Below are 25,613 nucleotides of genomic sequence, written 5' to 3'. Positions count from 1 at the left end.
ATGCAGCTCTCGTCCATGGTGCAACTGGGCCTGACCGGCCTGCTGGCGGCCGGCCTGCCGCTGTCGATGGTGTGGATGTCGTCCGACCCGAACAAATACCGCAAGCTGGTCTGGATCACGGTCTTCCTCACGTTCGACCTGATCGTGTTCGGCGCCTTTACGCGCCTGACCGATTCGGGGCTGGGCTGTCCGGACTGGCCGGGCTGCTACGGCGCCGCCAATCCCTTCCTGGCGCACGCCGAGATCGTCAAAGCCGAAACGCTGATGCCGAGCGGACCGGTGACGCTCGTCAAAGCCTGGATCGAAATGATCCACCGCTACCTGGCGATGGGCATCGGCGTGCTGATCGTGGCCCTGATGGGCACCGCCTGGAACCAGTGGTGCAAGACGCGCCGCGCCGAATACGCGCCGGCGCTGCCGACCATGCTGTTTGTGTTCGTGCTGGTGCAGGGCGCCTTCGGCGCCTGGACCGTCACGCTCAAGCTGCAACCGGTGATCGTCACCACCCACCTGCTGCTGGGGATGGGATTGCTGGCCATGCTGGTGTGGCTGGGCGCGCGCCAGAACCGCGCCAGCGCGCTGGCGCACGGGCGCTTTACCGCGCCCGACGCCATCGCGGGCGCCGCGCCCGGCATGCCGGGCCGCCTGGCGCTGGCCGCTGCCGTGGTGCTGGCCATCCAGATCGCCCTGGGCGGGTGGGTGAGCACCAACTACGCCACGATGGCCTGCCTTGATTACCCGCTGTGTAACGGCAAGCTGGTGCCCGAGATGGACTTCGGGCACGGCTTCCACCTGTGGCGCGAGCTGGGCAAGACCGCCGCCGGCCACTACCTGCCGTTTTCGGCCCTGACCGCGATCCACTGGGTGCATCGCAACTTCGCCTTCGTGGTGCTGGCGGTGCTGGGCCTGGCCGCCTGGCGCGCGCGGGCCCACCCCGGCGTGGCGCGGCATGCGCGCGGGATCGCCATCGTGCTCGCTGTGCAAGCGGCGAGCGGCATCGCCACCGTCTATCTGAACTTTCCGCTGACCATCGCCGTCCTGCATAACGCCGGCGCGGCGCTGCTGGTGCTGATGGTGACCATGTTAAACTACAAGATCAAGTACCCCTCCGGACCGGTACTGCAAGCAAACCACCCATGACAACCCAGACCGCAACACATAAATCCGCCAACCGCGTCGCCCAGTACTGGGCGCTGACCAAACCAAGAGTCACCCAGCTGGCCGTGTTCTGCGCCGTCATCGGGATGCTGCTGGCCACCGAGGGCGTGCCGAGCTGGCGCATCCTGGTGCCGGCCACGATCGGCATCTGGCTGCTGGCCGGGGCCGCGTTCGCGGTCAACTGCCTGGTCGAGGCCGAGATCGACGCGCGCATGGCGCGCACCGCGCGCCGCGCCACCGCCATGGGCGAACTGACCAAGACCCAGACCCTGATCTTTTCGGCCATCATCGGCGGCGCCGGCATGGCCGTGCTCTATACGATGGTCAACGCGCTGACCATGTGGCTCACTTTCGTGACCTTTGTCGGCTACGCCGTCATCTACACCATGATCCTGAAACCGGCCACGCCGCAGAACATCGTCATCGGCGGGCTGTCGGGCGCGATGCCGCCGGCGCTCGGCTGGGCGGCGGTCGCCAACGACGTGCCGATGCAAGCCTGGCTGCTGGTGCTGATCATTTTCGTGTGGACCCCGCCGCACTTCTGGGCGCTGGCCATGTACCGGCGCGACGATTACGCGCGCTCGGGCTTGCCGATGTTGCCGGTCACGCACGGCATGAATTTCACCGGTTTCCATGTCTGGCTGTATTCCATCGTGCTGGCGGCGACGACCTTGCTGCCCTACTCGGTGCGCATGAGCGGGCACATCTACCTGGTGTCGGCGGTGCTGCTCAATGCCGTGTTCCTGTGGCATGGCTGGCAGGTGTACCGCCACTATTCCGACCAGGTGGCGCGCAAGGCGTTCACCTGGTCCATCATCTACCTGTCGCTGCTGTTTGCCGCGCTGTTGCTCGACCACTACGTCAAAATATGATCAAGAAACTGTTTGCCCTGTGTATTCTTCCTGCGATGCTGACCCTGGCCGCCTGCGACAAGGCGGCCACGCCGCCTGCGCCGCCGGGTTTCCAGAACACCGACCTGACGGGCCTGGACTACGCGCGCGACTTCGCCCTGACTGACCACAACGGCAAGCCGCGCACCCTGGCCGACTTCAAGGGCAAGGTGGTGGTGATGTTTTTCGGCTTCACCCAGTGTCCCGACGTGTGCCCGACCACCATGGCCGAGATGGCGGCGGTGATGAAGGAACTCGGTCCCGACGCCGACAAGGTGCAGGTGCTGTTCGTCACCATCGACCCGGCGCGCGATACCCAGGCGCTGCTGGCGCAATATGTGCCGGCGTTCGACCCGCGCTTTCTCGGCCTGTATGGCGACGCCGAAGCCACCGCCAAAGTGGCCAAGGAATTCAAGGTGTTCTACGCCAAGGTCAACGGCAAGACGGAAGGCAGCTATTCGATGGACCACACCGCCGCCAGCTATGTGTTCGACCGCAACGGCAAGATCCGCCTGTTCGTGCGTCACGGCAAAGGCCCGGCGCCGATCGTACACGACATCAAGCAACTGTTGAACTGACCCGCAACACTGACCTGACTGGGTGACCATGGACCAAGAGCGCAGCGGCAAGAATTACGCATTCATGGGCGCGATCGCGCTGCTTATCATCGGTTGCCTGTATGTCCTGCGCCCCTTCCTGGCGGCGATCCTGTTCGCCGCCGCCATCGTGATTTCCTCCTGGCCGATCTACCTGTACGTGCTGGCGCGCATGCGTGGCCGGCGCACCCTGGCCGCGCTGACGCTCACCTTGACCCTGACCTGCCTGGTGATCCTGCCGATCGCGCTGGTGGCCTACAACCTGGCCGACGATGTCGGGCGCTTCTACGAGCAATTGAAGGCCGCGGTCGCCACCGGGCATGTGGAGCCGCCGGGCTGGCTGCGCCAGGTTCCGGTGGTGGGTGAAACGCTCTACAACTACGTGGGCAACCTGGTCTCGAGCCGCGAGCAGATGATGGAACTGGCCCAGCGCCTGCTGGAACCGGCGCGCCACTACCTGCTCGGCGGCGGCATCGTGCTGGGAGCGGGTGTTGCGCAGATGAGCCTGGCTGCCTTCGTCAGCTTCTTCTTGTACCGCGACGGGCCGACCTTGCTGGTGGCCATCGGAGTTGCCATGAAACGCATCATCGGCGAGCGCTCCGAGCGCATCGCCACCACCGTCAGCCAGACCGTGCGCGGGGTCATGTATGGATTGCTGGGAACGGCGCTGGCGCAGGCCGTGGTGGCCGCGATCGGCTTTGTGATCGCCGGCGTGCCGGGGGTGCCGCTGCTGGCGGTGGCCACGTTTGTGATGTCGCTGGTGCCGGTCGGCCCGCCGATCATCTGGGGCGGGGCGGCGATCTGGCTGTTCAACCAGGGCCAGACCGGCTGGGGCATCTTCATGGTGGTGTGGGGGCTGGTGCTCATCAGCGGGGTCGACAACGTGGTCAAGCCGATGCTGATCAGCCGTGGCAGCAGCCTGCCGTTCCTGCTGGTGTTGCTGGGGGTGCTGGGCGGGGTGCTGGCGTTCGGTTTTGTCGGCTTGTTCATTGGGCCGACCTTGCTGGCGGTGGGGTACTCGCTGATGCGCGAATGGACCGGGATCGAGCCGGCCGTGGTCAACGATATATAGATGGTGGCGATCAGGGCTGCCACCGCAGCCGACTATGAATTGCTGGTCGCGCTCGATACGGTGGCGTCCTGCGAACCTGCGCGATGCGCTCAGATACGGCAGTGGATCGACACAGGATGTTGCTATGTCGCCCAGACGGGCGAGTCTGTCGGCGCCTATGGCGTCCTGGGATACCATTTTTTCGGTAACGGCTTCATTGAGATGGTCATGGTCGGAGAAGGTTTCCGCCGCCAGGGATTGGGAATGGCGCTGGTGCGTGATTTTCAGGCGCGCTGTACGACGCCGAAACTCTTTGCGTCGACCAACCTGTCCAACCAGCGCATGCAGGAACTGCTGAAGTCGGCCGGATTTCGAACCAGCGGATTGATCGACAATCTGGACGATAACGACCCGGAAATTGTGTTCTTTTCACGCGCGGGGCATCAGTGATGGCATTGAACCGGCCGTGGTCAACGATATTTAGAGCTGGAAATCAGAATTGTTCAGCCAGGCGAGGCTGTTTGCGCCCTTGGCGTCCTGAAACACCATTTTTCGGCGGAATTAGGACGATACGACTGGGGTAACCCGTAAAAAGTGAGGAGCTTTTCTAATGCCATATAGATTCATTTTCATTGTGGCGTGTCTTCTGATAGTCGGCTGCAGTGCAAATCGTGAACCGAATCCTGTGCAGCTGACCTTGGCCTTGGAAAGCTATGCATCCCCGCAAGAAGTCGAGCGCCGACTCGGTTCAATAATGCTGGGCTCGGAGGTCTTGGAAGACACTAAGAAAGCGCCATCTGATCCGCGACCGCCATATCACAGGGTGGTCATCATGGTTCGAGGCATTACCGACTTCAATGTACCCGGGAGCACCCGGTTGACCTTCTTTAATGAGCGGCTTTCTAGTGTCTGGTTTTATCCCGAAGACCCGGAAAAATACAGGAAAGCACTACAGAAAAGGTTCGGCGTCGACTTGGGTAAATCCGGCGATACACGGCTTTCTGGCGGTACTGTAGTTCGGCTTGCAACAGATTATGAAGGCAAGTCCTACGTGGCGTTCGACGATGCTGTTCTGAATGAGGAGCACAACCAGTGGATTCGTGTTAACACGTAGTTTCCCGAAGGCGAAGCCTCTCACCACCGCCACCGGCGAGTCTGTTTTCCACATTAAACCTGCCCTGCCTGGCAGCGCCAAATTTCAACAGTGCGATCTGCGGGGCAGTGCCGACCTTCACATGAACGGAGCAATGTCAGGATCATCGCCTAATACGGTGTCAGGTCTGACATTCGACAAATACGGTGTCAGGTCTGACATTCGGACACGAACGCAGCTGTAAGACCGGACACCGCGCCGCGACTTGCCATGATAGAAGAGCCCGTGTCCGAATGTCAGACCTGACACCGGCTGTAGTCAGTCCTGCTCGTCCGTATCAGGCGTGCGGTGTACCTGCGGAATCACCTTGATCAGCACGATGCGCGGGCCATTCATCTTCTTGACCACGATGTCGAAGTGAGGGAACTCGATCCGCTGGCCCTGCTTGGGGATGTCGCCCAGCTTCACCATCAACAAGCCACCAACCGATTCGACTTCATCCAGGCCGAGCGTCTCGTTATCGATATCGATTCCCAGAATCCGTTCCAGCGAGAAGATCGGCAGGCTGGCCTTGCCGATCAGGGTGCCGTCCGGCTGGCGCAGCCAATCGTTTTCGTTCAAGCGGAATTCGTCGCGGATTTCGCCAACCATGGCGCCGAGCAGGTTGTCGAGCGTGATAAACCCGACCGGGCGCTTGCCCTTTTCGCCAATCAGCGCGAAGTGCGGCGCGCCGTCGCGGAAGCGGCGGAACATCTGCTGCGCCGGCGTGCGCGCCGACATGGTCTCGACCGGGCGCAAAAACTGGGTCAGGTCCTTGATCGGCCGCCCGGCCTGCTGCGCAAAGAACAAATCCTTCAAATGGATCACGCCCAGCACGTCTTCGCCATTGCTGTCGAAGTAGGGATAGCGGCTGAAACGGTTCCTCACCACAGTCTGCAAATTGTCTTCCAGCGATTTGTTCGCATGCAGCGCGATCACTTCATTGATCGGGCGCATCAGGTCGGCCACCGACAGCTGGCTGAAGTCGAGCGACTGGGCCAGGATATGGCGCTCGTCGCGGGTAAATTTTTCGCCAGGCTGGCTGGTACGCAAAATCAGCTTGAGTTCTTCGGTCGAATAATGCGCGTCATGCCCGCCCGAACCGGACAGGCCCGCCAGGCGCAGCACCAGGTTGGCGCTACCGTTGAGCAGGTAGATCGCGGGGTACATCGACCAGTAAAAGATATACAGCGCCGGCGCGGTCCACAAACCCACCACTTCCGGATTGCGGATCGCCAGGGATTTGGGCGCCAGTTCGCCCACCACGATGTGCAGGAAGGAAATCACGCTGAAGGCGATGACGAACGACACCGTGTGGATGATCTTCGCCGATTCGACGCCCAGCAGGCCGAACACCGGTTCGAGCAGGCTGGCAAAGGCCGGCTCGCCGACCCAGCCCAGGCCCAGCGACGCCAGGGTAATACCGAGCTGGCAGGCCGACAGGTAGGCGTCCAGCTGGCCGTGGACCTTGCCCAGCAGGCGCCCGCGCACCCCCTGGCTCTTGGCGATCGCGCGCACGCGGGTTTTTCGGAGGGTGACGATGCCGAATTCGGCCGCCACGAAAAAGCCGTTGAGCGCCACCAGGAACAGGGCGAGCAAGACCAGTAAGGCATTTTGCATAAAGAGTCGGCTTAGTTTTTCGCTGAGGTCAAAGGACCGGGATCGTCATTGTACCGTTCATGGCGTGCTGAACACACCTTGATGTACAGCCGACAGGATTGCTTCGACGGCGGGATGCTTGATTTTGCGCTCGTTCGAGATGGCATAAACGTGCTCGCGCACCTGCGGCACGTGGCCGGCCAGCACCGCGCCGAACTGGTCGGCCAGGTCGCCGGCCAGCGCCGCCGGTGCGAAAAACAGGCCGGCGCCGCGTCGCCCGAAGGTGTTGAGCAGGGCGTTGTCTTCGAATTCGCCGACCACGTCCGGCCGCACATTGTGCAACTCGAACCATTCGTCGATCCGTCCGCGCAAGGCGTTGTTGCGGGTGGGCAGCAGGAAGGGCGCGCCGTTCAGGCTGCCCGGAAAACCCTCGGCGTAGGCCCCGGCCAGGGCCGGCGTGCCGACCACGATGGTGTCGCTTTCGAACAGCATGTGGCTGAACACGCGCAAGGTGGTGCCCGAGCGCACCGCGCGGTCGGTCAGCACCACGTCCAGCTTGTGCAGGGCCAGGTCGGCCAGCAGGGCTTCGAACTGGTCCTCAAAACACACCAGGCGCACCGGGGTGGCCAGGTGCAGGGTGGCCTCCAGCAGGCGGAAGGCGGTCAGCTTCGGCAAGGAGTCGGAAATGCCGACGGTCAAGCGGGTGCGCCCGCTGTCGGCTTCGCCCAGCGCTTCCTGCAATTGCTCGCCCAGCAGGAAGATCTGGTCGGCGTAGGCCAGCGCCAGGCGCCCGGCCTCGGTCAGTTGCAGGCCGCGGCCCTGCTGCATGAAGAGCGCCTTGCCGACCGACTGCTCGAGCTGGCTGAGCTGGGTGCTGATGGTCTGGATCGCCAGTCCCAGCCGTTCGGCGGCGCGCGTCACGCCGCCCTCCTTGGCCACCACCCAGAAGTAGTACAGATGGCGAAAATTCATTCCCGTGTTTTTCATGCTTCGGTTTTTCAGAAGTAATCCTCAGATTATCTCCTATTTTTAAAAGCATTGCTTGCGGCTACACTGCATCCATCAACAATAACAAATGAGGGAAATCAAGACATGAAGCATTTCAGAATTTCATTTTTAGTCACCTTCGTCTGCCTTGCGGTGGCCGGATGGTGGGGCTACCAGCACCACGGGATCGGCGGCATGTTCTCGGCGCTGGGCGTGGCGGCCATCCTGGGCATCATGGAAGTGTCGCTGTCCTTCGATAACGCGGTCGTGAACGCCTCGGTGCTCAAGACCTGGGACGATTACTGGCAAAAGCTGTTCCTCGGCGTCGGTATCATCATCGCCGTGTTCGGTATGCGTTTGCTGTTCCCGCTGGTGATCGTGGCGCAAGCCGCCGACCTGGGCATTATCGAAGTGTGGAACCTGGCCCTGTCCGATCCTAAAGCGTACTCGGCGCACCTGACGGCGCACCATGCGGAAGTGGCGGCGTTTGGCGGCATGTTCCTGTTGCTGGTGTTCCTGAACTTCCTGCTGGACGATGAAAAAGAAACCCACTGGCTCGGCCGCATCGAAGAAAAGCTCGGCGCGCTCGGTAAAGTTGGCTCGATTTCGGTAATGATTGCACTCGGTACCTTGATGGCCAGCATGACGATGGTCGCCGAAGCGCAAAAGATGGTCGTGCTGATGGCCGGCCTGTGGGGTATCCTGATTTACGTCGGTGTCGACACGATCAGCAGCCTGCTCGAAGGCGATGAAGCCGAAGGCAGCAATGTCGGCGACATGGTCAAGCGCGGTGGTATCGGTGGCTTCCTGTACCTGGAAGTGCTCGATGCTTCGTTCTCCTTCGACGGCGTGATCGGCGCGTTTGCGATCACCACCGACGTCGTGATCATCATGCTCGGCCTGGCAATCGGCGCGATGTTCGTGCGTTCGATGACGGTGTTTTTGGTCAAGAAGGGCACGCTCGACGAATTCGTGTACCTGGAGCACGGCGCACACTATGCGATCGGTATCCTGGCGCTGATCATGTTGGCAAGCATGAAGTTCCATGTACCTGAAATCTTCACCGGCCTGATTGGCGTGGCCTTTATCGTCGCCTCGCTGTGGTCCTCGGTGCAGCACAAGAAACTGCAACTGGCGGCGTAATCGACGTCGTTAAGCGCTGAGTAATACAAAGGCGGCAAACTGAAGAACACCAGTTTGCCGCGTCATTCCCCCGGTGTTCATTGTCTTAACAACTTTTGGAGAATAAAGTATGCCTATCAGCTTGCAAAAAGGCGGTAACGTCAACCTGAGTAAAGAAGCACCCGGCCTGACCAAGATGATCGTCGGCCTCGGCTGGGACACGCGCGCCACCGACGGCAGCGCGTTCGACCTGGACGGCGCTGTGTTCCTGCTCGGCACCAGCGGCAAGGTCCGTTCCGACGCCGACTTCATTTTCTACAACAACCTGAAATCGGCTGACGGCTCGATCACCCACTCGGGCGACAACAAAACCGGCGCCGGCGACGGCGACGACGAAAGTGTGACCATCGAGCTGGCCAACGTGCCGGCCGATATCGACAAGATCGTGCTGGCCGTGACGATTCACGATGCCGAGACACGCCGCCAGAACTTCGGTATGGTATCGAAAGCGTTCGTCCGCTGCGTCAATGCCGCCGGCAACGCCGAAATCGCCCGCTACGACCTGTCGGAAGACGGCTCGACGGAAGCGGCCATGATCTTCGGTGAAGTCTACCGCGCTGGCAGCGACTGGAAATTCCGCGCCATCGGCCAGGGCTTCCAGGGTGGCCTGGGTCCTCTGGCAACGAGTTTCGGCGTCAACGTTTAAGGTGTTGTGCGGCCCGCGCAGGCGCATGTAGCCAACCGCGCGGGCTGCGATAAGGAGCCAGCATGCCAGTTTTTACCATCACAGGCGATATCGATCCTTTCCTGCACGTGTCCATGACGCGCGGCGAGACGATTTACTGCGAATCGGGCGCGATGGTGATGATGGAATCCGCGCTTGACCTCAAGGGCAAGATGCAGGGCGGCATCGGCAGCGCGCTGATGCGGCGCTTCGCCAACGGTGAATCGTTCTTCCAGCAGCACATCGAAGCGCTGCGCGGCGATGGCGATTGCCTGCTTTCGCCGACCCTGCCGGGCGCGATGCAGATCATCGACGTCGGCCAGCGCCACTACCTGCTCAGCGACGGCGCCTTTGTCGCGGCCAGCGCCAGGGTCGACCTCAAGGTGCGCACGCAAAGCCTCGGCAATGCGCTGTTCGCCGACAGCGGCGGCTTTTTCGTCACGGAAACCAGCGGCACCGGCCAGGTGGTCGTGTCCGGCTTCGGCTCGATGCATGAGCTGGTGGTGGAGAAGGGCAAGGACGTCACGATCGACAATTCGCACGTGGTCGCCTGGGACAGCAGCCTGCAGTACACGCCGTCGATCACCACCGGCGCCAGCGCCGGCTTTTTAGGTAATCTGATCAACAGCCAGACCAGCGGGGAGGGCATCGTGCTACGCTTCTCCGGCAATGGCAAAGTCTATATTTGTTCGCGCAACCGTGCCTCGTTCCAAGCCTGGGCGGCAGGTCGCGCGCGCTAAAAACCAAGGAGTCATACCATGTCAGTCAATCTGCAAAAAGGCCAGAAAATTTCTCTGGATAAAGAAGCCGGCAGCACCCTGACCCGCATCACCATGGGCCTGGGATGGGACGCCATCAAGACCAAGGGCCTGTTCGGCTTCGGCGGCAAGACCCAGTCGGTCGATCTGGACGCTTCCTGCCTCTTGTTCGACGAGAGCGGCAGCCCGGTCGATGTGGTCTGGTTCCGCCAGCTCAAGAGCAAGGATGGCAGCATCGTCCACACGGGCGACAACCGCACCGGCGCCGGCGACGGCGACGACGAGCAGATCCTGGTCGACCTGACCCAGGTGCCGGCCAATGTCAAGTCGCTGGTGTTTACCGTGAACAGCTTCACCGGCCAAAACTTCGCGCAGGTCGAAAACGCTTACTGCCGCATCATCAACGGCGCCGACCAGAAGGAAGTGGCGCGCTTTAACCTGTCGGTGCAGGGCGAGCACACGGCCCAGATCATGGCCAAGCTGTACCGTCACGGCGGCGAGTGGAAGATGCACGCGATCGGCGAGAACGGCAGCGGCCAGACCTTCGACGAGCTGATGCCGAAGATCACGCCGCACCTGTAACAGCGTGCGCCGGCCGGGTCCCATCCCGGCAAGGCGCCTTGCGCGACCGGCGCCCCGCACCAGGCCCATCCGTATGCGATGCGGGTTTTTGGCGCGGGGCGCTTTCTTTTTTGCGCATCGATCAACACCACGCTGCTAGAATCGCGCTCGGAACAGCAAGCGAGGAACACACCCGCGATGCGACCATTTTCATTGCAAAGCGTTGTATGACCCTTGAAACGACCGGCGCGCCCGCGCGCCAGGAATCGCCATCGACCGGCGCCGCCACCGCCATCGCCCCGCGCTGCCTCTCGATTGACCTGGAAGTGGGCTTGAAAGACGGCTTGATCCACCAGTTCGCTGCGGTGCGCGGCGATACCGGCGAGGCCTTCATCTTCACCAACGGCGATTTGGAGCAGGCGCTGGCGCGGCTCGACGACTTTGCCGACCCGGTCGCCTTCCTGCTCGGCCACAACCTGCTCGCATTCGACGCGCCGCACCTGGCCGCAGTGGCGCCGCAACTACGCCTGCTCAAGCTGCCGATGGTCGACACCTTGCGCCTCAATCCGCTCGCCTTTCCGCGCCATCCGTACCATCACCTGGTCAAGCATTACAAGCAAGGCCAACTGCAGCGCGGCAATCTCAACGACCCGGAGCGCGACGCCCGCCTGACCCTGCAAGTGTTCACCGACCAGCTGGCCGCCTTGCGCGAGATGCAGGACAGCGCGCCCGCCCTGCTGCTGGCCTGGCACTGGCTCACCACCGATGCCGGGACGCTATCGGGTCTCAATTCCCTGTTCATGATGGTGCGCCGCAACACGCGCCCGAACGATGCCGACGCCATTGCCGCCATCCTGAGCCGCCTCGACGGCCAGGCCTGCATGATCCAGGCGGCGGCGGTCGCCGCCGACGCGCCCACCCTCGGCTGGGTGCTGGCCTACGTACTGGCCTGGCTCTCGGTGGCTGGCGCCAGCTCCGTCATGCCGCCCTGGGTGCGCCACCAGTTCCCGCAAGCGGCGCAACTGGTGCGGCTTCTGCGCGATACGGCCTGCAGCGATCCGGCCTGCGCCTGGTGCGGCGCGCGCCACAACCCGCTGGCGGAACTGACGCGCTGGTTCCCGACGATGACCGCCTTTCGCCCCGAACCGTGCGACGCCCACGGCCGCCCCTTGCAGGAAGCGATCGTCGACGCCACCATGCGCGGCCGCCACGTGCTCGGCATCCTCCCCACCGGCACCGGCAAGTCGCTGTGCTACCAGATTGCCGCCCTGTCGCGCTACGACAAGACCGGCGCGCTGACGGTCGTCATTTCGCCGCTGGTGGCGCTGATGGCCGATCAGGTGGCGGGCCTGGAAGCGCGCGGCATCGGCTGCGCGGTGGCGATTAACGGCCTGCTGTCGATTCCCGAACGGGCCGCCGCGCTGGAGCGGGTGCGCCTGGGCGACGCCGGCATCGTCATCGTCTCGCCCGAACAACTGCGCAGCCCCGGCGTGCGGCGCGTGCTGGAACAGCGCGAGATCGGCGCCTGGGTGCTCGACGAGGCGCACTGCATCTCGAAATGGGGCCACGATTTCCGCCCCGACTACCGCTACGTCGGCCGCTTCATCCGCGAGCGCGCCGGGCAGGGCGACATCGCCCCGGTGCTGTGCCTGACCGCCACCGCCAAACCGGACGTGGTGGCCGACATGCTGGCACACTTTCGCGACAAAGTCGGGATCGACCTGATCGTGCTCGATGGCGGTGCGCGCCGCGTCAACCTGTCGTTCTCGGTGGTGCCCACCACCCCGGCCGAAAAATTCGCGCACATCCATCAACTGCTCGACGCCGAACTGCCCGCGCACGCGCCCGGCGGCGCGATCGTCTACTGCGCCACCAAAAAACAGACCGAGGAAGTCGCCGCCTTCCTGCGCCAGAAAGAGGTAGGCGCGGCGCACTTCCATGCCGGCCTGCGCGGGCGCGACAAGAAAGACCGCCAGCAAGCCTTCATCGCCGGCGAGCTCAAAGTCATGGTCGCCACCAACGCCTTCGGCATGGGCATCGACAAGCCGGACGTGCGCCTGGTGATCCATGCCGACATTCCCGGCTCGCTCGAAAACTACCTGCAGGAAGCCGGGCGCGCCGGGCGCGATTGCAGCGCGGCCCAGTGCGTGCTGCTCTACACGGTGGAGGATGTGGAGCGCCAGTTCGCCATGTCGGCCCGCTCGCGCCTGTCGCAGCAGGATATCCAGGTGGTGCTCAAGGCGATCAAGCGCCTGGAGCGAAAAAAACACGGCGACGCCGACATCATCGCCACCGCCGGCGAGATATTGACCGAAGACGCCGACGGCGACTTTGCGCGCGACTCGGCCACCGACGACACCCGCGTGCGCACCGCCATCGCCTGGCTGGAAGAAGCCAGGCTGCTCACGCGCGAAGAAAACCAGGTGCAGATCTTCCCATCCTCGCTGCGCGTGGCCACGCTCGAGCAGGCGCGCGAGAAGCTGGCCGCCTATCCGCTGTTCCAGGAGCATCGCACGGCCTTGCTGACGCTGGTGGAGGCCCTGATCGGCGCCGACGCCGACGAAGGCATCTCCACCGACGAATTGATGAACGCTTCGGGCCTGTCGGCCGAGAAAGTGCGCGCCGCCTTGTATGAGCTGGAGCAGTACAAGATCGCCAGCAACGACACCGCGCTGACCGCTTTCATGCACGTGGCGGTGGAGATGTCGTCCAGGCGCCTGTTCGAACAAAGCTGCGCGCTCGAAGAAGCGTTGTTGAACGCCATGCGCGAAGGCGCGCCCGACCTGGCCAAGGGCGGCTGCTCGGTGCTGCACCTGCGCCACGCCAGCTCGCGCCTGAAAGACGCGGGCCTGGACTGGGCCTTGCCCGACAAGCTGCTGCGCATCGTGCGCAGCATCGCCAACGACGGCCATGGCGACGATGGCGTCGGCAGTTTGGGCGTGCGCCAGCTCGACGCCGAAAACGTGCAGGTCACCCTGCAACGCAGCTGGCAGCAGATCGCCAGCACCGCCGCCCTGCGCCGCGACGGCGCTGGCGCGCTGCTGCGGCACCTGCTCGCCAGCCTGCCGCCCAGCGCCCGCGGCAACGACCAACTGGCCAGCACCACGCTCGGCCAGTTGCTTGCGGCCATCGAGGGCGACCTGGAACTGGCGGGCCGGGCCAAGTCGTGCCCCAGGCTGGTCGACCGCGGCCTGCTGTGGCTGCACGAGCAGGGCGTGATCCGCCTGAACAAGGGCATGGCGGTGTTCCGCCCGGCGATGACGATTCGCCTGGCGCCCGAACGGCGCGGCTTTTACAAGGCCGACTTCGCGCCGCTGCAGCTGCACTACAGTGAACAGGTGGTGCAGATCCACGTCATGGCCGAATACGTGCAGCGCGGCCTGCAAAAGATGGCCGACGCGCTGCAACTGGCGATGGATTACTTCGGCATGGAGCGCGATCAGTTCATCGCGCAATGGCTGCCGGCGCGCGAAAAGGAACTGGAGCGCCAGACCACGCCGGCCTCGTGGCGCGCGATTGTCGAGAGCCTCAATAACAGCGCCCAGCAGCGCATCGTGGCCGACGACCGCGAACGCACCAACGTGCTGGCGCTGGCCGGCCCCGGCTCGGGCAAGACGCGCGTGCTGGTGCATCGCATCGCTTACCTGGTGCGGGTGCGGCGCGAGAATCCACGCGCGATCCTGGTGCTGACCTATAACCGCCACGCCGCCGTCGAAATCCGGCGCCGCCTGGCCGCCCTGATCGGGCGCGACGCCGCCGGCGTGATCGTGCTGACCTGCCACGCGCTGGCGATGCGCCTGGCCGGCATCAGCTTCGACAAGCACCCCGGCGCTGCCGAGGACCTGCTCAGGCAAGTCATTCCGCAGGCGGTGGCCCTGTTGAACGGAACCGGCCTGGCGCCGCAGGAAGCGGACGAGCAGCGCGACCGCCTGCTCGGCGCCTTCCGTTGGATTTTGGTGGACGAATACCAGGACATCGGACCGGACCAGTACGCGCTCATCTCGGCGCTGGCGGGGCGCAACAGCGCCGACGAGGATGCGCGCCTGTCCCTGTTCGCGGTCGGCGACGACGACCAGAACATCTACGCCTTCAACGGCGCCTCGGTCGACTTCATCCGCCGCTTCGAACAGGACTACAGCGCCAGGCCGGCCTATCTGACCGAGAACTACCGCTCGACGCGGCACATCATCGACGCGTCCAACCAGCTGATCGCGCCGGCTTGCGCGCGCATGAAAAGCCAGAACCCGATCGGCATCGACCGCGCGCGCAGCAAGCTTGACGCGGGCGGTGCGTGGCAGGCGCGCGACGCGGTCGGGCGCGGCCGGGTGCAGATCATCGACGCCGGCGTGGATAACGCCAGCCAGGCGCTGGCCATCATGGCCGAATTGCAGCGCCTCGCCGCGCTCGATCCCGGCTGGGACTGGGCCTGCGTGGCGGTCATCGCGCGCGAATGGAAAACCCTGGAACCGGTGCGCGCCTTTTGCATGATGAACGCCATCCCGGTGCAGTTGGCCAACGAAGAAACCGCGCAATTCTGGCGCCTGCGCGAAACCCAGGCGCTGGTGCGCTGGCTGCGCCAGGACGCCGCTGCGCTGGTCGACACCGCCGCCATCGACGCCTGGCTGGACACCCAGCCGCACGGCACCTGGCTTGCCCTGTTGCGCCAGGCGGTGCGGGAATACGCGCTCGAGACGGGCGGCGCCGAACTGCCGGTGGCGCACTTCATCGAATGGCTGGCCGAATGGGGCCGCGAAGCACGCCGGCGTCAGACTGGCTTACTGCTGCTGACGGCGCACCGCGCCAAGGGTCTCGAATTCGACCACGTCGCCGTGACCGATGGCCACTGGACTGAGCGCGGCGACAACGACGACGCCGATGCGCCGCGCCGCCTGTATTACGTGGCCATGACGCGCGCACGCCAGACACTGACCCTGGCGCGCTTTGCGCCATCGCGCAGCCGTCCGGCCAGCCTGCTCGACGCACTGAACGACGCCCCATGCCTGCTGCGCCGCGCGCCGGTGGCGCTGGCTGCGCCGCCGGGTGCGCTGCGGCGCCGCTATCTGCAGCTCACCTTGCAGGATGTCGACATCAGCTTCGTCGGCCGGATGGCGCCGGGCGACCCGGTCCATCGCGCCATCGGGGCGCTGCGGATCGACGATCCGCTGCTGCTACGCGAGGGCAAAGCCAGGTGGGAGCTGGTCACGCTCGACGCGGTGGTGGTGGGCCAGCTGGCCCGCTCATTCAAGCCGCCGCCCAATCTGCGCTGGAGCGCGGGACGGGTCGCGGCCATCCTGGTACGCCAGGCTGCCGACGACGACACCGATTACCGCCGTCTGGCCCGCTGCGACCAATGGGAAGTGGTGCTGCCGGAACTCGTCTTCGACATCTGAACCGGCTGACGCCAAACGCCGGTGCCAGGTCTGACAAACGCCGGTGCCAGGTCTGACAAACGGACACGGCCTCGGCAGTGAGGCCTCGGGCACGCATCGCCACTGTTCAGCTCGTGGCGAAATGTTAACACCTGACATCAAACAGGACACAAAAAACGCATGGGCGCCGTGGCACCGTCGCTATAATGAATATTTTTACAACATTAAAGGACTAAACATGTTACGTTATCTCGCGTGTACAGCAACCGCCTTCCTGTTCCTCAGCCCGGCCCAGGCGGCCCTGCAGTCCTATGACTGGAGTTTCACTGGCGGCTTTGCTTATCCCGACACTGGTGGCTCACTTCCTCGCGACACCACGCTCAAGGGCACTTTCACGGTGGACGACTTGAACGCCGACGGCAAGTTCGACAAATCCGAATTGCAGTCGCTTTCCTATTTTGGCCACGAATATACGAACTGTGCTGAGTGTGCAATCGACAGCTTCTTGTGGGTACCGGGCAATGCACCGCAGTTCGACATTTCCCGTTCAAACTATGCTGGGCCGACCTATTATTCCTATTCCATAAAAACAGGGGTCAAGTTCAGCGACTTCGGAGGCGTCTATGGTCAAGGCGAGCCGTACAGTAGCGGTGGTGACTGGACCCCGAACGTCACCTGGAAAGTGAGCGCCGTGCCCGAGCCGCAAACCTGGCTGATGCTGGGCGCGGGCCTGCTGGCCCTCGGTGCTGCCGCACGCCGCCGCAGGCCGAACTAAGTGCGCATGCATTATTGCGATTGCCAGCTGCCGTAAGCGGCGCGCCGGCATCGGCTGCGTGCCGCACGCGAGCGAGCTGTTCGGGTGCATGAGGGCGCAGCCGATGCTGGCTTGCTTCGGCGCGCTGTCCCTGCGCTGACTGCCAGAGCTGACCCCGAGTAATCAGACCTGACCCCGAACAACTGATCCCGAGCAAAAATGGCGCCGGAAAGGCTTGACCGCCTCGTCGCATACGTATACTGTATTAGTTAATTAATACACTAGACTGATATGAGCAGCCCTTTAACCCATCTGTTCTCGATCGCCACCGGGTCATCCGAGCCGATCTACCGCCAATTGGTGGACCAGGCACGGCGCCTGATCGCCGGCGGCCAGCTCGCTCCGGGCGACGCCATGCCGTCCGTGCGCGACGTCGCGCTGGCCCTGGCCGTCAATCCCATGACGGTCTCGAAAGCCTGGGGCCTGCTCGAAACCGAAGGCGTGCTCACGCGCCGGCGCGGCCTCGGCATGACGGTGGCCGACGCGCCGCCCTCCGGCCACAGCCTGGCGCAACGCGCCCAGTTGCTGCGCCCGACCCTGGAACGCGCCGCGCTCGAAGCGCGCCAGCTCGAACTCGATCCCGCTACCGTCCTTGCCCTGTTCACCCACATACTGAAAGACACGCCATGACCGCCCCCATCCTGCACGCCTCGGCGCTGACCAAGCACTTCGGCGACCAGCCCGTCCTCAACGCGCTCGACTGGCAAGTGCGGCCGGGCCAGGTCATCGGCCTGCTGGGCCGCAACGGCGCCGGCAAGTCGACCCTGCTCGAATGCCTGCTCGGCCTGCGCGAGAGCGATGGCGGCCAGGTCACCGCCTTCGGCGAAGCGGTCGCCGACCTGTCGTGCGCCGCGCGCGCCCGCATCGGCTACGTGCCGCAGGCGAGCGACTTGTTCGAATGGATGACGGCGCGCCAGATGCTGGCGTACTTCGAAGCGCTGTACCCGCGCTGGAACGGGGCGCGCGTGACGCAGTTGCTGGCGCGCTGGGGCTTCGATGCGCCCATGTGCGACAAGGCGATCAGCACTTTGTCGGGCGGCGAGCAGCAGCGCCTGTCGATCATCCGCGCCCTGGCGCACGACCCGGACCTGCTGGTGCTGGACGAACCGGTGTCGGCGCTCGACCCGGTCGGCCGGCGCGACTTTTTGCGCGAGCTGGTCGACGATGTGATCGAGCGCGGCACCACGGTGGTGTTCTCGACGCACATCCTGTCGGACCTGGAACGGGTGGCGCCGGACGTGGCTTTCCTCAAAGACGGAAAGATCGCGCTGCAGGGTGCGCTCGACGAGCTGCTGGAGAATGCGCGCCGGGTCAGCGGCCCGAGTACATTGCTGGCGACCCTGGTGATTGACGGCGAACTGCGCCGCACCAGCACGCACGATGGCGTCACCCATGTCATCACGAGCGCGGCCGGCGCAGGCTTGCAGGCCCGGGCCGGGCGCGAGCCGGCGCTGCGGCTCGAAGCGCTCAGCCTGGAAGACCTGTTCGTGGCGGTGACCCAATGAGCGCGCTGCGCATCGACGATGCCGGCGCCGAGTGGCGCGCCAGCGGCGCCATCGCGATGGCCGCCATCCGCGGCCGCACCAGCCTCGGCGGCAATGGGCTGAGCTGGCTGTTCCTGGCGGCCATGCTGGTGACGCCGCTCGTGGCCGGCGCGCTGAGCGGACAGTGGCGGCGCTCCATCGGCCTCGGCGCGGGCATTCCGCTGGCGCTCCTGTCGCTGTTGTGGTGGGGCCTGCTGTTGGGGTCGATGGTCCGGCAAAACCATGTCGCGAGCAAGCTGGTGCCTGATCTGGCGCGGCGTTCGCTGCGCCTGCTGGCGCTGGTCTATCTGTTGGTCGCCGGCGTGCTGACAGGGCTGTTCGTGCTGGCCGGCGCTCCCCTGATCCCGACCTTGGTGATCGTCTGTACGGTCATGAGCTATTTCGCGCTCATGGTGGTGTTCCCGCTGCTGGGCTACCTCGTTTGCGCCACCTTGTTCCTGCCCGGCGTGGTGTCATGGCTGGTTCCCGGATTGCCGGAGCGGGTGTTGAACGTGGACCTGCTGAGCGCTGTCGGGGCCGTGTTTTGTATTGTCGTCGGGTACGCCTTGACGCGGCGCCTGTTGCGCAGCCCATGGCCGCTGCGCGCCCCGGCGCTGGCCGGCCGCACGCCAGGCGGGCGGGCGGGGCGCGCCTATGCGCGCGCACTGCGGCGCGATTGCGCACGCGGCGCGCCTGGCCCTTTGCTGTTGCACGCGCTCGGCCCGGCGCTGCGCCTGGAGCGCGACTGGGTGATCGGGGCCGCCTGCGTCAGCGCCATCGGCGTGGCGGCCGGGGCGCTCGGCTGGTCAAAGGGGATATCGTTCATGCTCCCGATGCCGGCGCTGATGGCGGCCGCGCTGTTGTTGCAGGCGGCGCTGCCGCACGCCCTGGTGTGGGCGTTCCGGCGAACCCGCGCCCAACAGTCCTTGCTGCGCCTGGCGCCGCGCGCTCCCGGCGCCGCCGCCATGAACACGGTGCTGGCGCGCGCCTTGCTCGCCCGCCTGGCCAGCTGCTGGGCCATCATCAGCGTGCTCACCCTGGCATTGGCGTTCGGTCTCGGCGCCAGCCCGCTGGACGTGGCGCGGCTGCTGCCGGCATGTTGCCTCGGTATTGGCGCCAGCGCGCTGGCCTTGCGTGACTACGCGGGCGGCGCCGGTGTACGCAACGGTGTGCTCGGTGCTTGCACGCTCTGGCTGCTACCCGCCGCGGCACTGCAATACGCCGCCCTGAGCGCTCGCTTCGACAACGCCACCTGGTGCATGATCGGGGCCGTGACGCTGCTGGCCAGCGCCGCCTGGGCGCGCCATTGCTGGCTGCGCATGGTGACGGCGCCATCCGCCTTCCCGGCCGGGCGCCCGGCCTGATCGGCACTTTTCCGCACCCGCTCGCTTAGCCCATCGTTGCGCGGGCCCAGGCGCGCAGCACTACCCTGACATTGCATTTATTGTTGTGTGTGCAACATGGTTTCGCGGCTATAATGTAGACTTTTACAATATTATAGGAATAAAAATGTTACGTTACATCGCATGCGCAGCAACCGCCTTCATGTTCCTTACCCCGGCCCAGGCGGCCATCCAGTCCTACGACTGGACTTTTACCGGCGGCTTCCTCGGACTCGAAAGCGGCAGTCCCTTCGACGCCACGCTCAAGGGCAGTTTTTCGGTGAACGACTTGAACGCCGACGGCAAGTTCGACAAGTCCGAATTGCAGTCGTTGACCTATCGCGGTTACGATTATCCGGGCTGCGCTCAGTGTACGATCCGCAGTTTCTCGTGGGTGCCGGGCAGTGCGCCGCAGTTCGACATTGGCCGCTACGAAAGTACCGATTCGTATTATTCTTCCGAGTCTGTACGCACCGGGGAAAGTTACGGATCCTACGCAAGCTTTAATGGCGGCGGCGAGCCGTACATTGCCGGCGGTCGCTGGACCTCGAACGTGACCTATACAGTGAGCGAAGTGAGCGCCGTGCCCGAGCCGCAATCCTGGCTGATGCTGGGCGCGGGCCTGCTGGCCGTCGGCGCTGCCGCGCGTCGCCGCAAGTCGGTTTAAGGGCTGAGGTGGGCGGCGCCCTGTGCGGCCGGCCGCCTGCCCGGGCTAGTGCGCACTTTTCTGCACCAGCGCGCTGCCCACGCCGTGGCGCCTGCCTTCGCTCACGGCCGTCACCGTGCCGTCGGCATTGAACACGATGGCGTTGGCGGCGCCGATTTCCTCCGGCTTGGCGGCCCACTTGTAGCCCAGCTTGTCCAGTGCCAGCGCCTGCGCGCTGCCGGCAAATCCCGGTTCGATCTCGGTGCTCGCATCGTTGCGCTGGCTCAGGCGCGGGGCATTAATGGCCTTGTCCATCGGCATGCCGAAATCGACGTGGTTGACGATGGTTTGCAGCACCGTCGTGATGATGGTGGCGCCGCCCGGGCTGCCGACCGTAAACGCCGGCTTGCCATTCTTGAACGCCATCGTCGGCGCCATGCTGCTGCGCGGGCGCTTGCCCGCTTCCGGTACGTTGGGGTGCGGGCCGCCGAAGTCGAAATCGGTCATTTCGTTGTTGAGCAAAAAGCCGTAACCGGGCACCACGATGCCGCTGCCGCCCCACGCTTCGATGGTGAAGGTATAGGCGACGATATTGCCCTCCTTGTCGGACACGGCCAGGTGGGTGGTGTGGGCATTCTCGGCCATCAGGCGCGCCGCATGCGGACGCTGCGGCACGCTGGGGTCGCTCTGGAAGGGATACGGGTCGCCCGCCAGTACCTTGGGCCCGGCGCGCTCGGCGTTCATGGCGGTGCGCCGGCGTGCCGCGTATTCCTTGCTGAGCAGGCCGGCCACCGGCGCGTCCACATACTCGGGATCGGCCAGGTAGGCGTTGCGGTCGGCAAAGGCCAGGCGGCTCGCTTCCATAAAGAGATGTTCGGCGCTGGCGCGCGGCAGCGCCTTGAGGTTGTAGCCTTCGAGCAGGTTGAGCGCTTCGCCGATGGCGATGCCGCCGCTGCTCGGCAAGGGCATGCCGACGATGTCGTAGCCGCGGTACGTGGTCTTGACCGGCTGGCGGATACGCGCTTCGTAGTTGGCCAGGTCGGCCATGGTCATCGCGCCGGCGCGCACGCGCACCCCGGGGGGCACCGGCGGCCGGGCCACGGCCTCGACGATGGCGCGCGCCATCGGGCCCTGGTAAAAGGCTTTCTGGCCTTGCGCGCCGATGTCGCGGTAGGCCTTGGCCAGGCCCGGGCTTTTCAGCACGGCGCCGAGCGCGAGCGGCTTGCCATCCTTGAAGTACAAGGCGCTGCTGCTGGTAAACATCTGGAGCTTTTTCTGGTTCTCGGCGCTGATGCGCCTGAAGTTTTCACTCACCGGAAAACCTTTGCTGGCCACGCCGATGGCGGGCGCCAGCACCTGCTTGAACGACATGGTGCCGTAGCGGCTCAGTGCTTCGTGCCAGCCGCGCACGGTGCCGGGCACGCCGACCGAGGCGCCGCTGGCGATGGTGGCGTCGAGGTCGCTGTCCTTGCCGTTTTCCTGGAATACGCCGGGGGTGACGCTCGCTGGCGCCGTTTCGCGGTGGTCGACCGTGATCACGCGTTTGTCTTTGGCCAGGTAAATCATCATGAAGCCGCCGCCGCCGATGCCGCAGCTGTAGGGATCGGTCACGCCCAGGGTGGCGGCCGCCGCAACGGCGGCGTCGACCGCATTGCCGCCCTTGTCGAGGATCGCCATGGCCGACTGCGACGCTTGTTCGCTGATGGTGGCGACCGCGCCGCCGGTGCCGCTTGCCACCGGGGTCCTGGCATGGCCCAGTGGAATGATCAGGACGATGGTGCAGGCGAGGGCGAAGCGGCGGGCGGCGTGGCTCATGGGGACTTATCGGCTTTCGGAGGGAGCTTGGCTGACGGTCAGGCGCACCGGTGACGGCGGGGGCGGCGGCGTATTGCTCGGCTGCGGTGGCGGCGGGATCGTGGCCAGGGTAATCACCAGGTCGGGCCGCTGCACCGAGATGTAGGTCGGCTTGGCCGGTTCCAGGTCGAACGGCTCTTGGCCGGTGGTAACGATCAGGGTGTCTTGGCCGGTGGGAAAGGTCAGGCTGAAGTGGTAGACGATCTTGCCGGCCGTGATGCAGAACACGTCGGGCGGGCAACGGCTGTCGTCGACGCGCTCGAAAAACAGGACGGTGTCCGGCGCCAGCGTGACGCTGGTCTGTGGCCACAAGACCACGGTCTGGTTGTTCTGGCGGTGCATCAGCGCTTCCTTCGGCGGTGCCTTCATTTGTGCGGCGGTGGACCCGGTAAACACACAGGCGGCGGCGAACGCGAAAAGCAGCTTGTTCATGATGGGCTCCTCAGTAGTGGGAAAGCCGATCATAGATCATATCAATTTCGCCATTGTGTGGCCGCGCAATTGACGAGTCGGCGCGCGGCAGGGCTGCCGCGCGCTTGCCTTGCGATGGATAAACGCCGGGCCAGCCGGCGCTGGCCCGTGGGCAATTACGCCTGCGCGGCGCGGCCTTGCCGGCGACGGCGGGTCAGGCCGATCACGGCCAGGCCCAGCGCCAGCATGGCGTAGGTTTCCGGTTCCGGCACGGCGCTGGTGTAGACGGTCAGGGTCGGGTTCAGCAGGGTCAGGCCGGCCAGGGAATCCTGGCGGTGGACGACGCCGTCCGGCGTGGTCCAGCTGGCCGGCGTGGCGAACACGGTCATGCTGCCGTTCAGGGACATGCTCATCTGCGCGAGCATGATGTTGCCCGCGCTGAAGACGAAGGCGTCGTTCCCCTTGAGCAGTTTGACCTGGCGGTTGCCGTTGCGGCTCCAGTTGTCGGCGCCGCTGGCGAACAGGCTGACCGAGCCGCGGTTGCTCGCTGTGCCGGCCCCGGCCAGGCCGCCCGGCGGCACGGCGGCGTCGAGCGTGCCGGCGAAGCTGGCGGAAAAGGAATAGCCGGTGATCAGGTAGCCCGAATGCGCGGCAAAGCGCATCTCGCCCGAGTAGTCAGTGCCGTCGGCCTCGCTGCTTTTGACGGCCATGCTGCTGGCAAAATCGCTGAATCGGATGGTCGTCGCGCTGCCGGTATCGGATACCAGCAGGTCGGCCAGGTTCGCATCAGGATTGCTGAAAGTGAAGGTTTTAGCTTCGATGACGGTCGGCGCCGCCGTTGCGGTAGCGCACGCGAAAGCCAGCGCGACCGCACCCATCTGCAATGTAATCAGGTTCATTGGTCCCATTCCTTTTCATGTCATCACATCGATGAACGCCCCACGGCGTTTTCAAGTCGCCATCATAATCGAGGGCTAGCCGCGCGTCATAGGACAACATTGTAAGAAAGATATTGGGGGCAACAGGCGCCGCCGGCAGGATCGCGGCAGCCCGGCCTTACGCGTCGAGACTGTCTTGCAGGCGCTTGCGGGTGCCGCGCGTGAGGACGATGACGGCCACGCCGACGGCGAGCATGACGTAGGTTTCCGGTTCCGGCACCGATTGCGAGGCCACGCTGGCGCGCGTGCCGGCCGTGTCGAAGGCGCTGCGCGCCTGCTTGTCGAAGCTGATGCGTCCATCCGGGTAAGCCTGGCGCAGGGTGGGCGTGCTCCAGGCGCTCAGATTGCTGTTGGCAACCACGCTCAGGGCGCTGGCGACATGGTGCTCGTTTTCGCCCAGCACGTCGCCCGGGCGCAGGTGCATGGCGCGGGTGACGTCGGCCAGGCCGCGGCTGGAACGCACGTCGGCCAGTTCGATGCCGGCATGGCTGGCATAGTGTTTGCTCACATTATTCAGGGCAGGGGACTCGATCAGGGCCGGAGCGGCGCCGGCCAGGCCGGGCGCCAGCAGCAGGGCGGCCAGAGGTCGTGTCCATGTTAAGTATTTCATTTGCAGACTACCTATTCATGTTTGGCTGTGAAAAAGGCTGTGACGGCGCGCAGCGCAGCGCTCGGGGCCCGGTATTGCCGCGCTCGCATATCGGCACGGTATGCATGATACGTCAAAGTCGAATTATAAATATGTAATCAAGTGTATTGACTTGTACAAGCTTGATGAATTGTACCGGCAAAAAAAATGCCGCCTAGTCTACACCAGGCGGCATCGGCGCGGGGCGCCGGACGTGCATTGTTCTCAGATAAATGCCGAAAGTGCCGCTTTCATCTTCTTGAGCGCCGCGCTTTCGATCTGGCGGATGCGCTCGGCCGAGACGCCGAATTCGTCGGCCAGGGCGTGCAGGGTCGCACCCGAGCCGTCGTCGTTGGCCAGCCAGCGCGCTTCGACGATGCGGCGCGAACGGGCGTCGAGCTTGCCCAGCGCGGTTTCCAGGCCTTCGGACTGCAATCGCGTGACCTGTTCGGCTTCGAGCACCTTGGTCGGCTCGGACAGGTCCGACGACAGGTAGGCGATCGGCGAGAACTTGTCGTCTTCGTCGTCGGTCGGCGCTTCGAGCGCGATGTCGCGGCCCGACAGGCGCGTTTCCATCTCGATCACTTCTTCGCGCTTGACGTCGAGCAGCTTGGCCAGCGCATCGATCTGGCTCGGGCTCATGGCGTCGAGCCCCTGCTTGTTGCTGCGCAGGTTGAAGAACAGCTTGCGCTGGGCCTTGGTCGTGGCGACCTTGACCAGGCGCCAGTTCTTCAGGATGTACTCATGCATCTCGGCCTTGATCCAGTGCATGGCGTACGACACCAGGCGCACGCCCTGGTCCGGGTCGAAACGCTTGACCGCTTTCATCAGACCGATATTGCCTTCCTGGATCAGGTCGGCGTGCGGCAAGCCATAGCCAAGGTAGCCGCGCGCGATCGACACCACCAGGCGCAGGTGCGACAGCACCAGCTCTTGCGCGGCGGCCAGGTCGTTGTTCTTTTGCAGGCGCTGGGCCAGGGAAATCTCTTCTTCGTGGGTCAGCATCGGCAGGCGGTTCACCGCCGAGATATAGGCGTCGATATTGCCCAGGTTGCCGGTGAAACCGAGTCCTAAAGCACGATTGCCGGTCGGAACCAATGCGGATTGTGCGGACAACGTCATCATGTATTTCCTCGTAGAGTTCTGTGCTGCATCATCGAATGCCCGGGCCGGAGACGGGTCCGGGGGCGATTGTTGCGATCTGATGCCAGCGGTGGCTTCGGGTCTTCCCCGCCATGCAAGTCCCTATATTAGCACTCTCTGGGGAGGAGTGCCAATGCGCAGAATGTATGGCAGTGATAGCGAAATGTTATTGCTTGGAGGTAAGCATAAATTGGCAAGCTTCACTCTAGTGGAGGACTGCATTTACGCCTTGCTACGGATCAAGCCAGGGCAGAGGCCCATCGCTATTTGTTTGCGCCGGGGCAGTGCTGTTTGATGCCAGGCGCCAGTATCGCGCAAGCGGCGCGG

General features: G+C 64.5%; 23 protein-coding genes. 16 read left to right on the top strand and 7 right to left on the bottom strand.

What is annotated here, in order from left to right; all coding sequences use genetic code 11:
• From F1735_RS07355 to F1735_RS07330, 6 genes are all read left to right on the top strand, one after another.
• Complete coding sequence (locus F1735_RS07355; protein ID WP_167236323.1) at positions 1 to 1,140, top strand: COX15/CtaA family protein; 1,140 nt, start codon at positions 1 to 3, stop codon at positions 1,138 to 1,140.
• On the top strand, positions 1,137 to 2,030 hold the full coding sequence (gene cyoE, locus F1735_RS07350) for a heme o synthase (protein WP_167236322.1): 894 nt from the start codon (positions 1,137 to 1,139) through the stop codon (positions 2,028 to 2,030). Before F1735_RS07355 ends, cyoE begins: the two co-directional genes overlap by 4 nt.
• Positions 2,027 to 2,626 (top strand): SCO family protein, encoded by a 600-nt coding sequence (locus tag F1735_RS07345; RefSeq protein ID WP_187364181.1) that lies wholly within the window; start codon positions 2,027 to 2,029, stop codon positions 2,624 to 2,626. The genes cyoE and F1735_RS07345 overlap by 4 nt, the downstream gene beginning before the upstream one ends.
• A 28-nt stretch (positions 2,627 to 2,654) precedes the next feature.
• On the top strand, positions 2,655 to 3,716 hold the full coding sequence (locus tag F1735_RS07340; RefSeq protein WP_167236321.1) for an AI-2E family transporter: 1,062 nt from the start codon (positions 2,655 to 2,657) through the stop codon (positions 3,714 to 3,716).
• Positions 3,717 to 4,145 (top strand): GNAT family N-acetyltransferase, encoded by a 429-nt coding sequence (locus tag F1735_RS07335; protein ID WP_167236320.1) that lies wholly within the window; start codon positions 3,717 to 3,719, stop codon positions 4,143 to 4,145.
• A 160-nt stretch (positions 4,146 to 4,305) separates the two neighbouring features.
• Positions 4,306 to 4,809, top strand: a complete 504-nt coding sequence (locus tag F1735_RS07330) for a hypothetical protein (protein WP_167236319.1) — start codon at positions 4,306 to 4,308, stop codon at positions 4,807 to 4,809.
• A 297-nt stretch (positions 4,810 to 5,106) separates the two neighbouring features.
• On the opposite strand, the gene F1735_RS07325 is transcribed toward F1735_RS07330, so the two are convergent.
• Together F1735_RS07325 and F1735_RS07320 are read right to left on the bottom strand one after the other, a co-directional pair.
• A complete protein-coding gene (locus F1735_RS07325) occupies positions 5,107 to 6,447 on the bottom strand; it encodes a hemolysin family protein (RefSeq protein WP_167236318.1) in 1,341 nt (446 codons plus the stop codon).
• A 57-nt stretch (positions 6,448 to 6,504) separates the two neighbouring features.
• Positions 6,505 to 7,413 (bottom strand): LysR family transcriptional regulator, encoded by a 909-nt coding sequence (locus F1735_RS07320; protein ID WP_167236317.1) that lies wholly within the window; start codon positions 7,411 to 7,413, stop codon positions 6,505 to 6,507.
• A gap of 105 nt (positions 7,414 to 7,518) precedes the next feature.
• Between F1735_RS07320 and F1735_RS07315 the strand changes: the two genes are divergently transcribed.
• The 10 genes from F1735_RS07315 (at position 7,519) to F1735_RS07270 (ending at position 20,333) form a co-directional block, all read left to right on the top strand.
• Entirely contained in the window at positions 7,519 to 8,556 is a 1,038-nt protein-coding gene (locus F1735_RS07315) for a DUF475 domain-containing protein (RefSeq protein ID WP_166892813.1), read from the top strand.
• Positions 8,557 to 8,665: 109 nt separating this feature from the next.
• Entirely contained in the window at positions 8,666 to 9,241 is a 576-nt protein-coding gene (locus F1735_RS07310) for a TerD family protein (RefSeq protein WP_167236316.1), read from the top strand.
• 62 nt (positions 9,242 to 9,303) lie between these two features.
• Positions 9,304 to 9,999 carry a TIGR00266 family protein gene (locus F1735_RS07305; protein ID WP_167236315.1) on the top strand — a complete coding sequence of 232 codons (696 nt, stop codon included), beginning with the start codon at positions 9,304 to 9,306 and terminating at the stop codon, positions 9,997 to 9,999.
• Positions 10,000 to 10,017: 18 nt separating this feature from the next.
• Positions 10,018 to 10,599: a TerD family protein gene (locus F1735_RS07300; protein ID WP_167226320.1), complete on the top strand. Its 582-nt coding sequence runs from the start codon at positions 10,018 to 10,020 to the stop codon at positions 10,597 to 10,599.
• Positions 10,600 to 10,805: 206 nt separating this feature from the next.
• The gene (locus tag F1735_RS07295) at positions 10,806 to 15,968 is read left to right on the top strand and encodes a RecQ family ATP-dependent DNA helicase (protein ID WP_167236314.1); all 5,163 of its coding nucleotides are present in this window, start codon (positions 10,806 to 10,808) and stop codon (positions 15,966 to 15,968) included.
• Between the two features lie 217 nt (positions 15,969 to 16,185).
• A complete protein-coding gene (locus tag F1735_RS07290) occupies positions 16,186 to 16,722 on the top strand; it encodes a PEP-CTERM sorting domain-containing protein (RefSeq protein ID WP_167236313.1) in 537 nt (178 codons plus the stop codon).
• Between the two features lie 270 nt (positions 16,723 to 16,992).
• Positions 16,993 to 17,391, top strand: a complete 399-nt coding sequence (locus F1735_RS07285) for a GntR family transcriptional regulator (RefSeq protein ID WP_187364180.1) — start codon at positions 16,993 to 16,995, stop codon at positions 17,389 to 17,391.
• On the top strand, positions 17,388 to 18,266 hold the full coding sequence (locus F1735_RS07280; protein ID WP_167236312.1) for an ABC transporter ATP-binding protein: 879 nt from the start codon (positions 17,388 to 17,390) through the stop codon (positions 18,264 to 18,266). Before F1735_RS07285 ends, F1735_RS07280 begins: the two co-directional genes overlap by 4 nt.
• Positions 18,263 to 19,648, top strand: coding sequence for a hypothetical protein (locus tag F1735_RS07275; protein WP_167236311.1), 1,386 nt, complete (start codon positions 18,263 to 18,265; stop codon positions 19,646 to 19,648). The genes F1735_RS07280 and F1735_RS07275 overlap by 4 nt, the downstream gene beginning before the upstream one ends.
• Before the next feature lie 145 nt (positions 19,649 to 19,793).
• Positions 19,794 to 20,333 (top strand): PEP-CTERM sorting domain-containing protein, encoded by a 540-nt coding sequence (locus F1735_RS07270; protein WP_167236310.1) that lies wholly within the window; start codon positions 19,794 to 19,796, stop codon positions 20,331 to 20,333.
• Positions 20,334 to 20,378: 45 nt separating this feature from the next.
• Here F1735_RS07270 and ggt read toward each other — a convergent pair whose 3' ends face one another.
• The 5 genes from ggt to rpoH form a co-directional block, all read right to left on the bottom strand.
• Positions 20,379 to 22,127: a gamma-glutamyltransferase gene (gene ggt, locus F1735_RS07265; RefSeq protein WP_167236309.1), complete on the bottom strand. Its 1,749-nt coding sequence runs from the start codon at positions 22,125 to 22,127 to the stop codon at positions 20,379 to 20,381.
• 6 nt (positions 22,128 to 22,133) lie between these two features.
• On the bottom strand, positions 22,134 to 22,598 hold the full coding sequence (locus F1735_RS07260) for a hypothetical protein (protein ID WP_167236308.1): 465 nt from the start codon (positions 22,596 to 22,598) through the stop codon (positions 22,134 to 22,136).
• 155 nt (positions 22,599 to 22,753) lie between these two features.
• Positions 22,754 to 23,476 (bottom strand): PEP-CTERM sorting domain-containing protein, encoded by a 723-nt coding sequence (locus tag F1735_RS07255; RefSeq protein ID WP_229505663.1) that lies wholly within the window; start codon positions 23,474 to 23,476, stop codon positions 22,754 to 22,756.
• Positions 23,477 to 23,633: 157 nt separating this feature from the next.
• Positions 23,634 to 24,125: a PEP-CTERM sorting domain-containing protein gene (locus tag F1735_RS07250; RefSeq protein ID WP_167236307.1), complete on the bottom strand. Its 492-nt coding sequence runs from the start codon at positions 24,123 to 24,125 to the stop codon at positions 23,634 to 23,636.
• A 243-nt stretch (positions 24,126 to 24,368) separates the two neighbouring features.
• Positions 24,369 to 25,268, bottom strand: a complete 900-nt coding sequence (gene rpoH / locus F1735_RS07245) for an RNA polymerase sigma factor RpoH (RefSeq protein ID WP_167236306.1) — start codon at positions 25,266 to 25,268, stop codon at positions 24,369 to 24,371.
• Between the last annotated feature and the right edge of the window lie 345 nt (positions 25,269 to 25,613).

The sequence above is a fragment of the Massilia genomosp. 1 genome, assembly GCF_011682185.1.
Classification (GTDB): domain Bacteria; phylum Pseudomonadota; class Gammaproteobacteria; order Burkholderiales; family Burkholderiaceae_D; genus Telluria_A; species Telluria_A rubra.
Note: the sequence above shows the minus strand (reverse complement) of the source record. Positions and strands in the feature narration are given on the sequence as shown.

Excerpts from the sequence above, each read along its gene's own strand:
- F1735_RS07355 (WP_167236323.1), top strand. The coding sequence starts at position 1 with ATGCAGCTCTCGTCCATGGTGCAACTGGGCCTGACCGGCCTGCTGGCG.
- cyoE (WP_167236322.1), top strand. The coding sequence starts at position 1,137 with ATGACAACCCAGACCGCAACACATAAATCCGCCAACCGCGTCGCCCAG.
- F1735_RS07345 (WP_187364181.1), top strand. The coding sequence starts at position 2,027 with ATGATCAAGAAACTGTTTGCCCTGTGTATTCTTCCTGCGATGCTGACC.
- F1735_RS07340 (WP_167236321.1), top strand. The coding sequence starts at position 2,655 with ATGGACCAAGAGCGCAGCGGCAAGAATTACGCATTCATGGGCGCGATC.
- F1735_RS07335 (WP_167236320.1), top strand. The coding sequence starts at position 3,717 with ATGGTGGCGATCAGGGCTGCCACCGCAGCCGACTATGAATTGCTGGTC.
- F1735_RS07330 (WP_167236319.1), top strand. The coding sequence starts at position 4,306 with ATGCCATATAGATTCATTTTCATTGTGGCGTGTCTTCTGATAGTCGGC.
- F1735_RS07325 (WP_167236318.1), bottom strand. The coding sequence starts at position 6,447 with ATGCAAAATGCCTTACTGGTCTTGCTCGCCCTGTTCCTGGTGGCGCTC.
- F1735_RS07320 (WP_167236317.1), bottom strand. The coding sequence starts at position 7,413 with ATGAAAAACACGGGAATGAATTTTCGCCATCTGTACTACTTCTGGGTG.
- F1735_RS07315 (WP_166892813.1), top strand. The coding sequence starts at position 7,519 with ATGAAGCATTTCAGAATTTCATTTTTAGTCACCTTCGTCTGCCTTGCG.
- F1735_RS07310 (WP_167236316.1), top strand. The coding sequence starts at position 8,666 with ATGCCTATCAGCTTGCAAAAAGGCGGTAACGTCAACCTGAGTAAAGAA.
- F1735_RS07305 (WP_167236315.1), top strand. The coding sequence starts at position 9,304 with ATGCCAGTTTTTACCATCACAGGCGATATCGATCCTTTCCTGCACGTG.
- F1735_RS07300 (WP_167226320.1), top strand. The coding sequence starts at position 10,018 with ATGTCAGTCAATCTGCAAAAAGGCCAGAAAATTTCTCTGGATAAAGAA.
- F1735_RS07295 (WP_167236314.1), top strand. The coding sequence starts at position 10,806 with ATGACCCTTGAAACGACCGGCGCGCCCGCGCGCCAGGAATCGCCATCG.
- F1735_RS07290 (WP_167236313.1), top strand. The coding sequence starts at position 16,186 with ATGTTACGTTATCTCGCGTGTACAGCAACCGCCTTCCTGTTCCTCAGC.
- F1735_RS07285 (WP_187364180.1), top strand. The coding sequence starts at position 16,993 with ATGAGCAGCCCTTTAACCCATCTGTTCTCGATCGCCACCGGGTCATCC.
- F1735_RS07280 (WP_167236312.1), top strand. The coding sequence starts at position 17,388 with ATGACCGCCCCCATCCTGCACGCCTCGGCGCTGACCAAGCACTTCGGC.
- F1735_RS07275 (WP_167236311.1), top strand. The coding sequence starts at position 18,263 with ATGAGCGCGCTGCGCATCGACGATGCCGGCGCCGAGTGGCGCGCCAGC.
- F1735_RS07270 (WP_167236310.1), top strand. The coding sequence starts at position 19,794 with ATGTTACGTTACATCGCATGCGCAGCAACCGCCTTCATGTTCCTTACC.
- ggt (WP_167236309.1), bottom strand. The coding sequence starts at position 22,127 with ATGAGCCACGCCGCCCGCCGCTTCGCCCTCGCCTGCACCATCGTCCTG.
- F1735_RS07260 (WP_167236308.1), bottom strand. The coding sequence starts at position 22,598 with ATGAACAAGCTGCTTTTCGCGTTCGCCGCCGCCTGTGTGTTTACCGGG.
- F1735_RS07255 (WP_229505663.1), bottom strand. The coding sequence starts at position 23,476 with ATGAACCTGATTACATTGCAGATGGGTGCGGTCGCGCTGGCTTTCGCG.
- F1735_RS07250 (WP_167236307.1), bottom strand. The coding sequence starts at position 24,125 with ATGAAATACTTAACATGGACACGACCTCTGGCCGCCCTGCTGCTGGCG.
- rpoH (WP_167236306.1), bottom strand. The coding sequence starts at position 25,268 with ATGATGACGTTGTCCGCACAATCCGCATTGGTTCCGACCGGCAATCGT.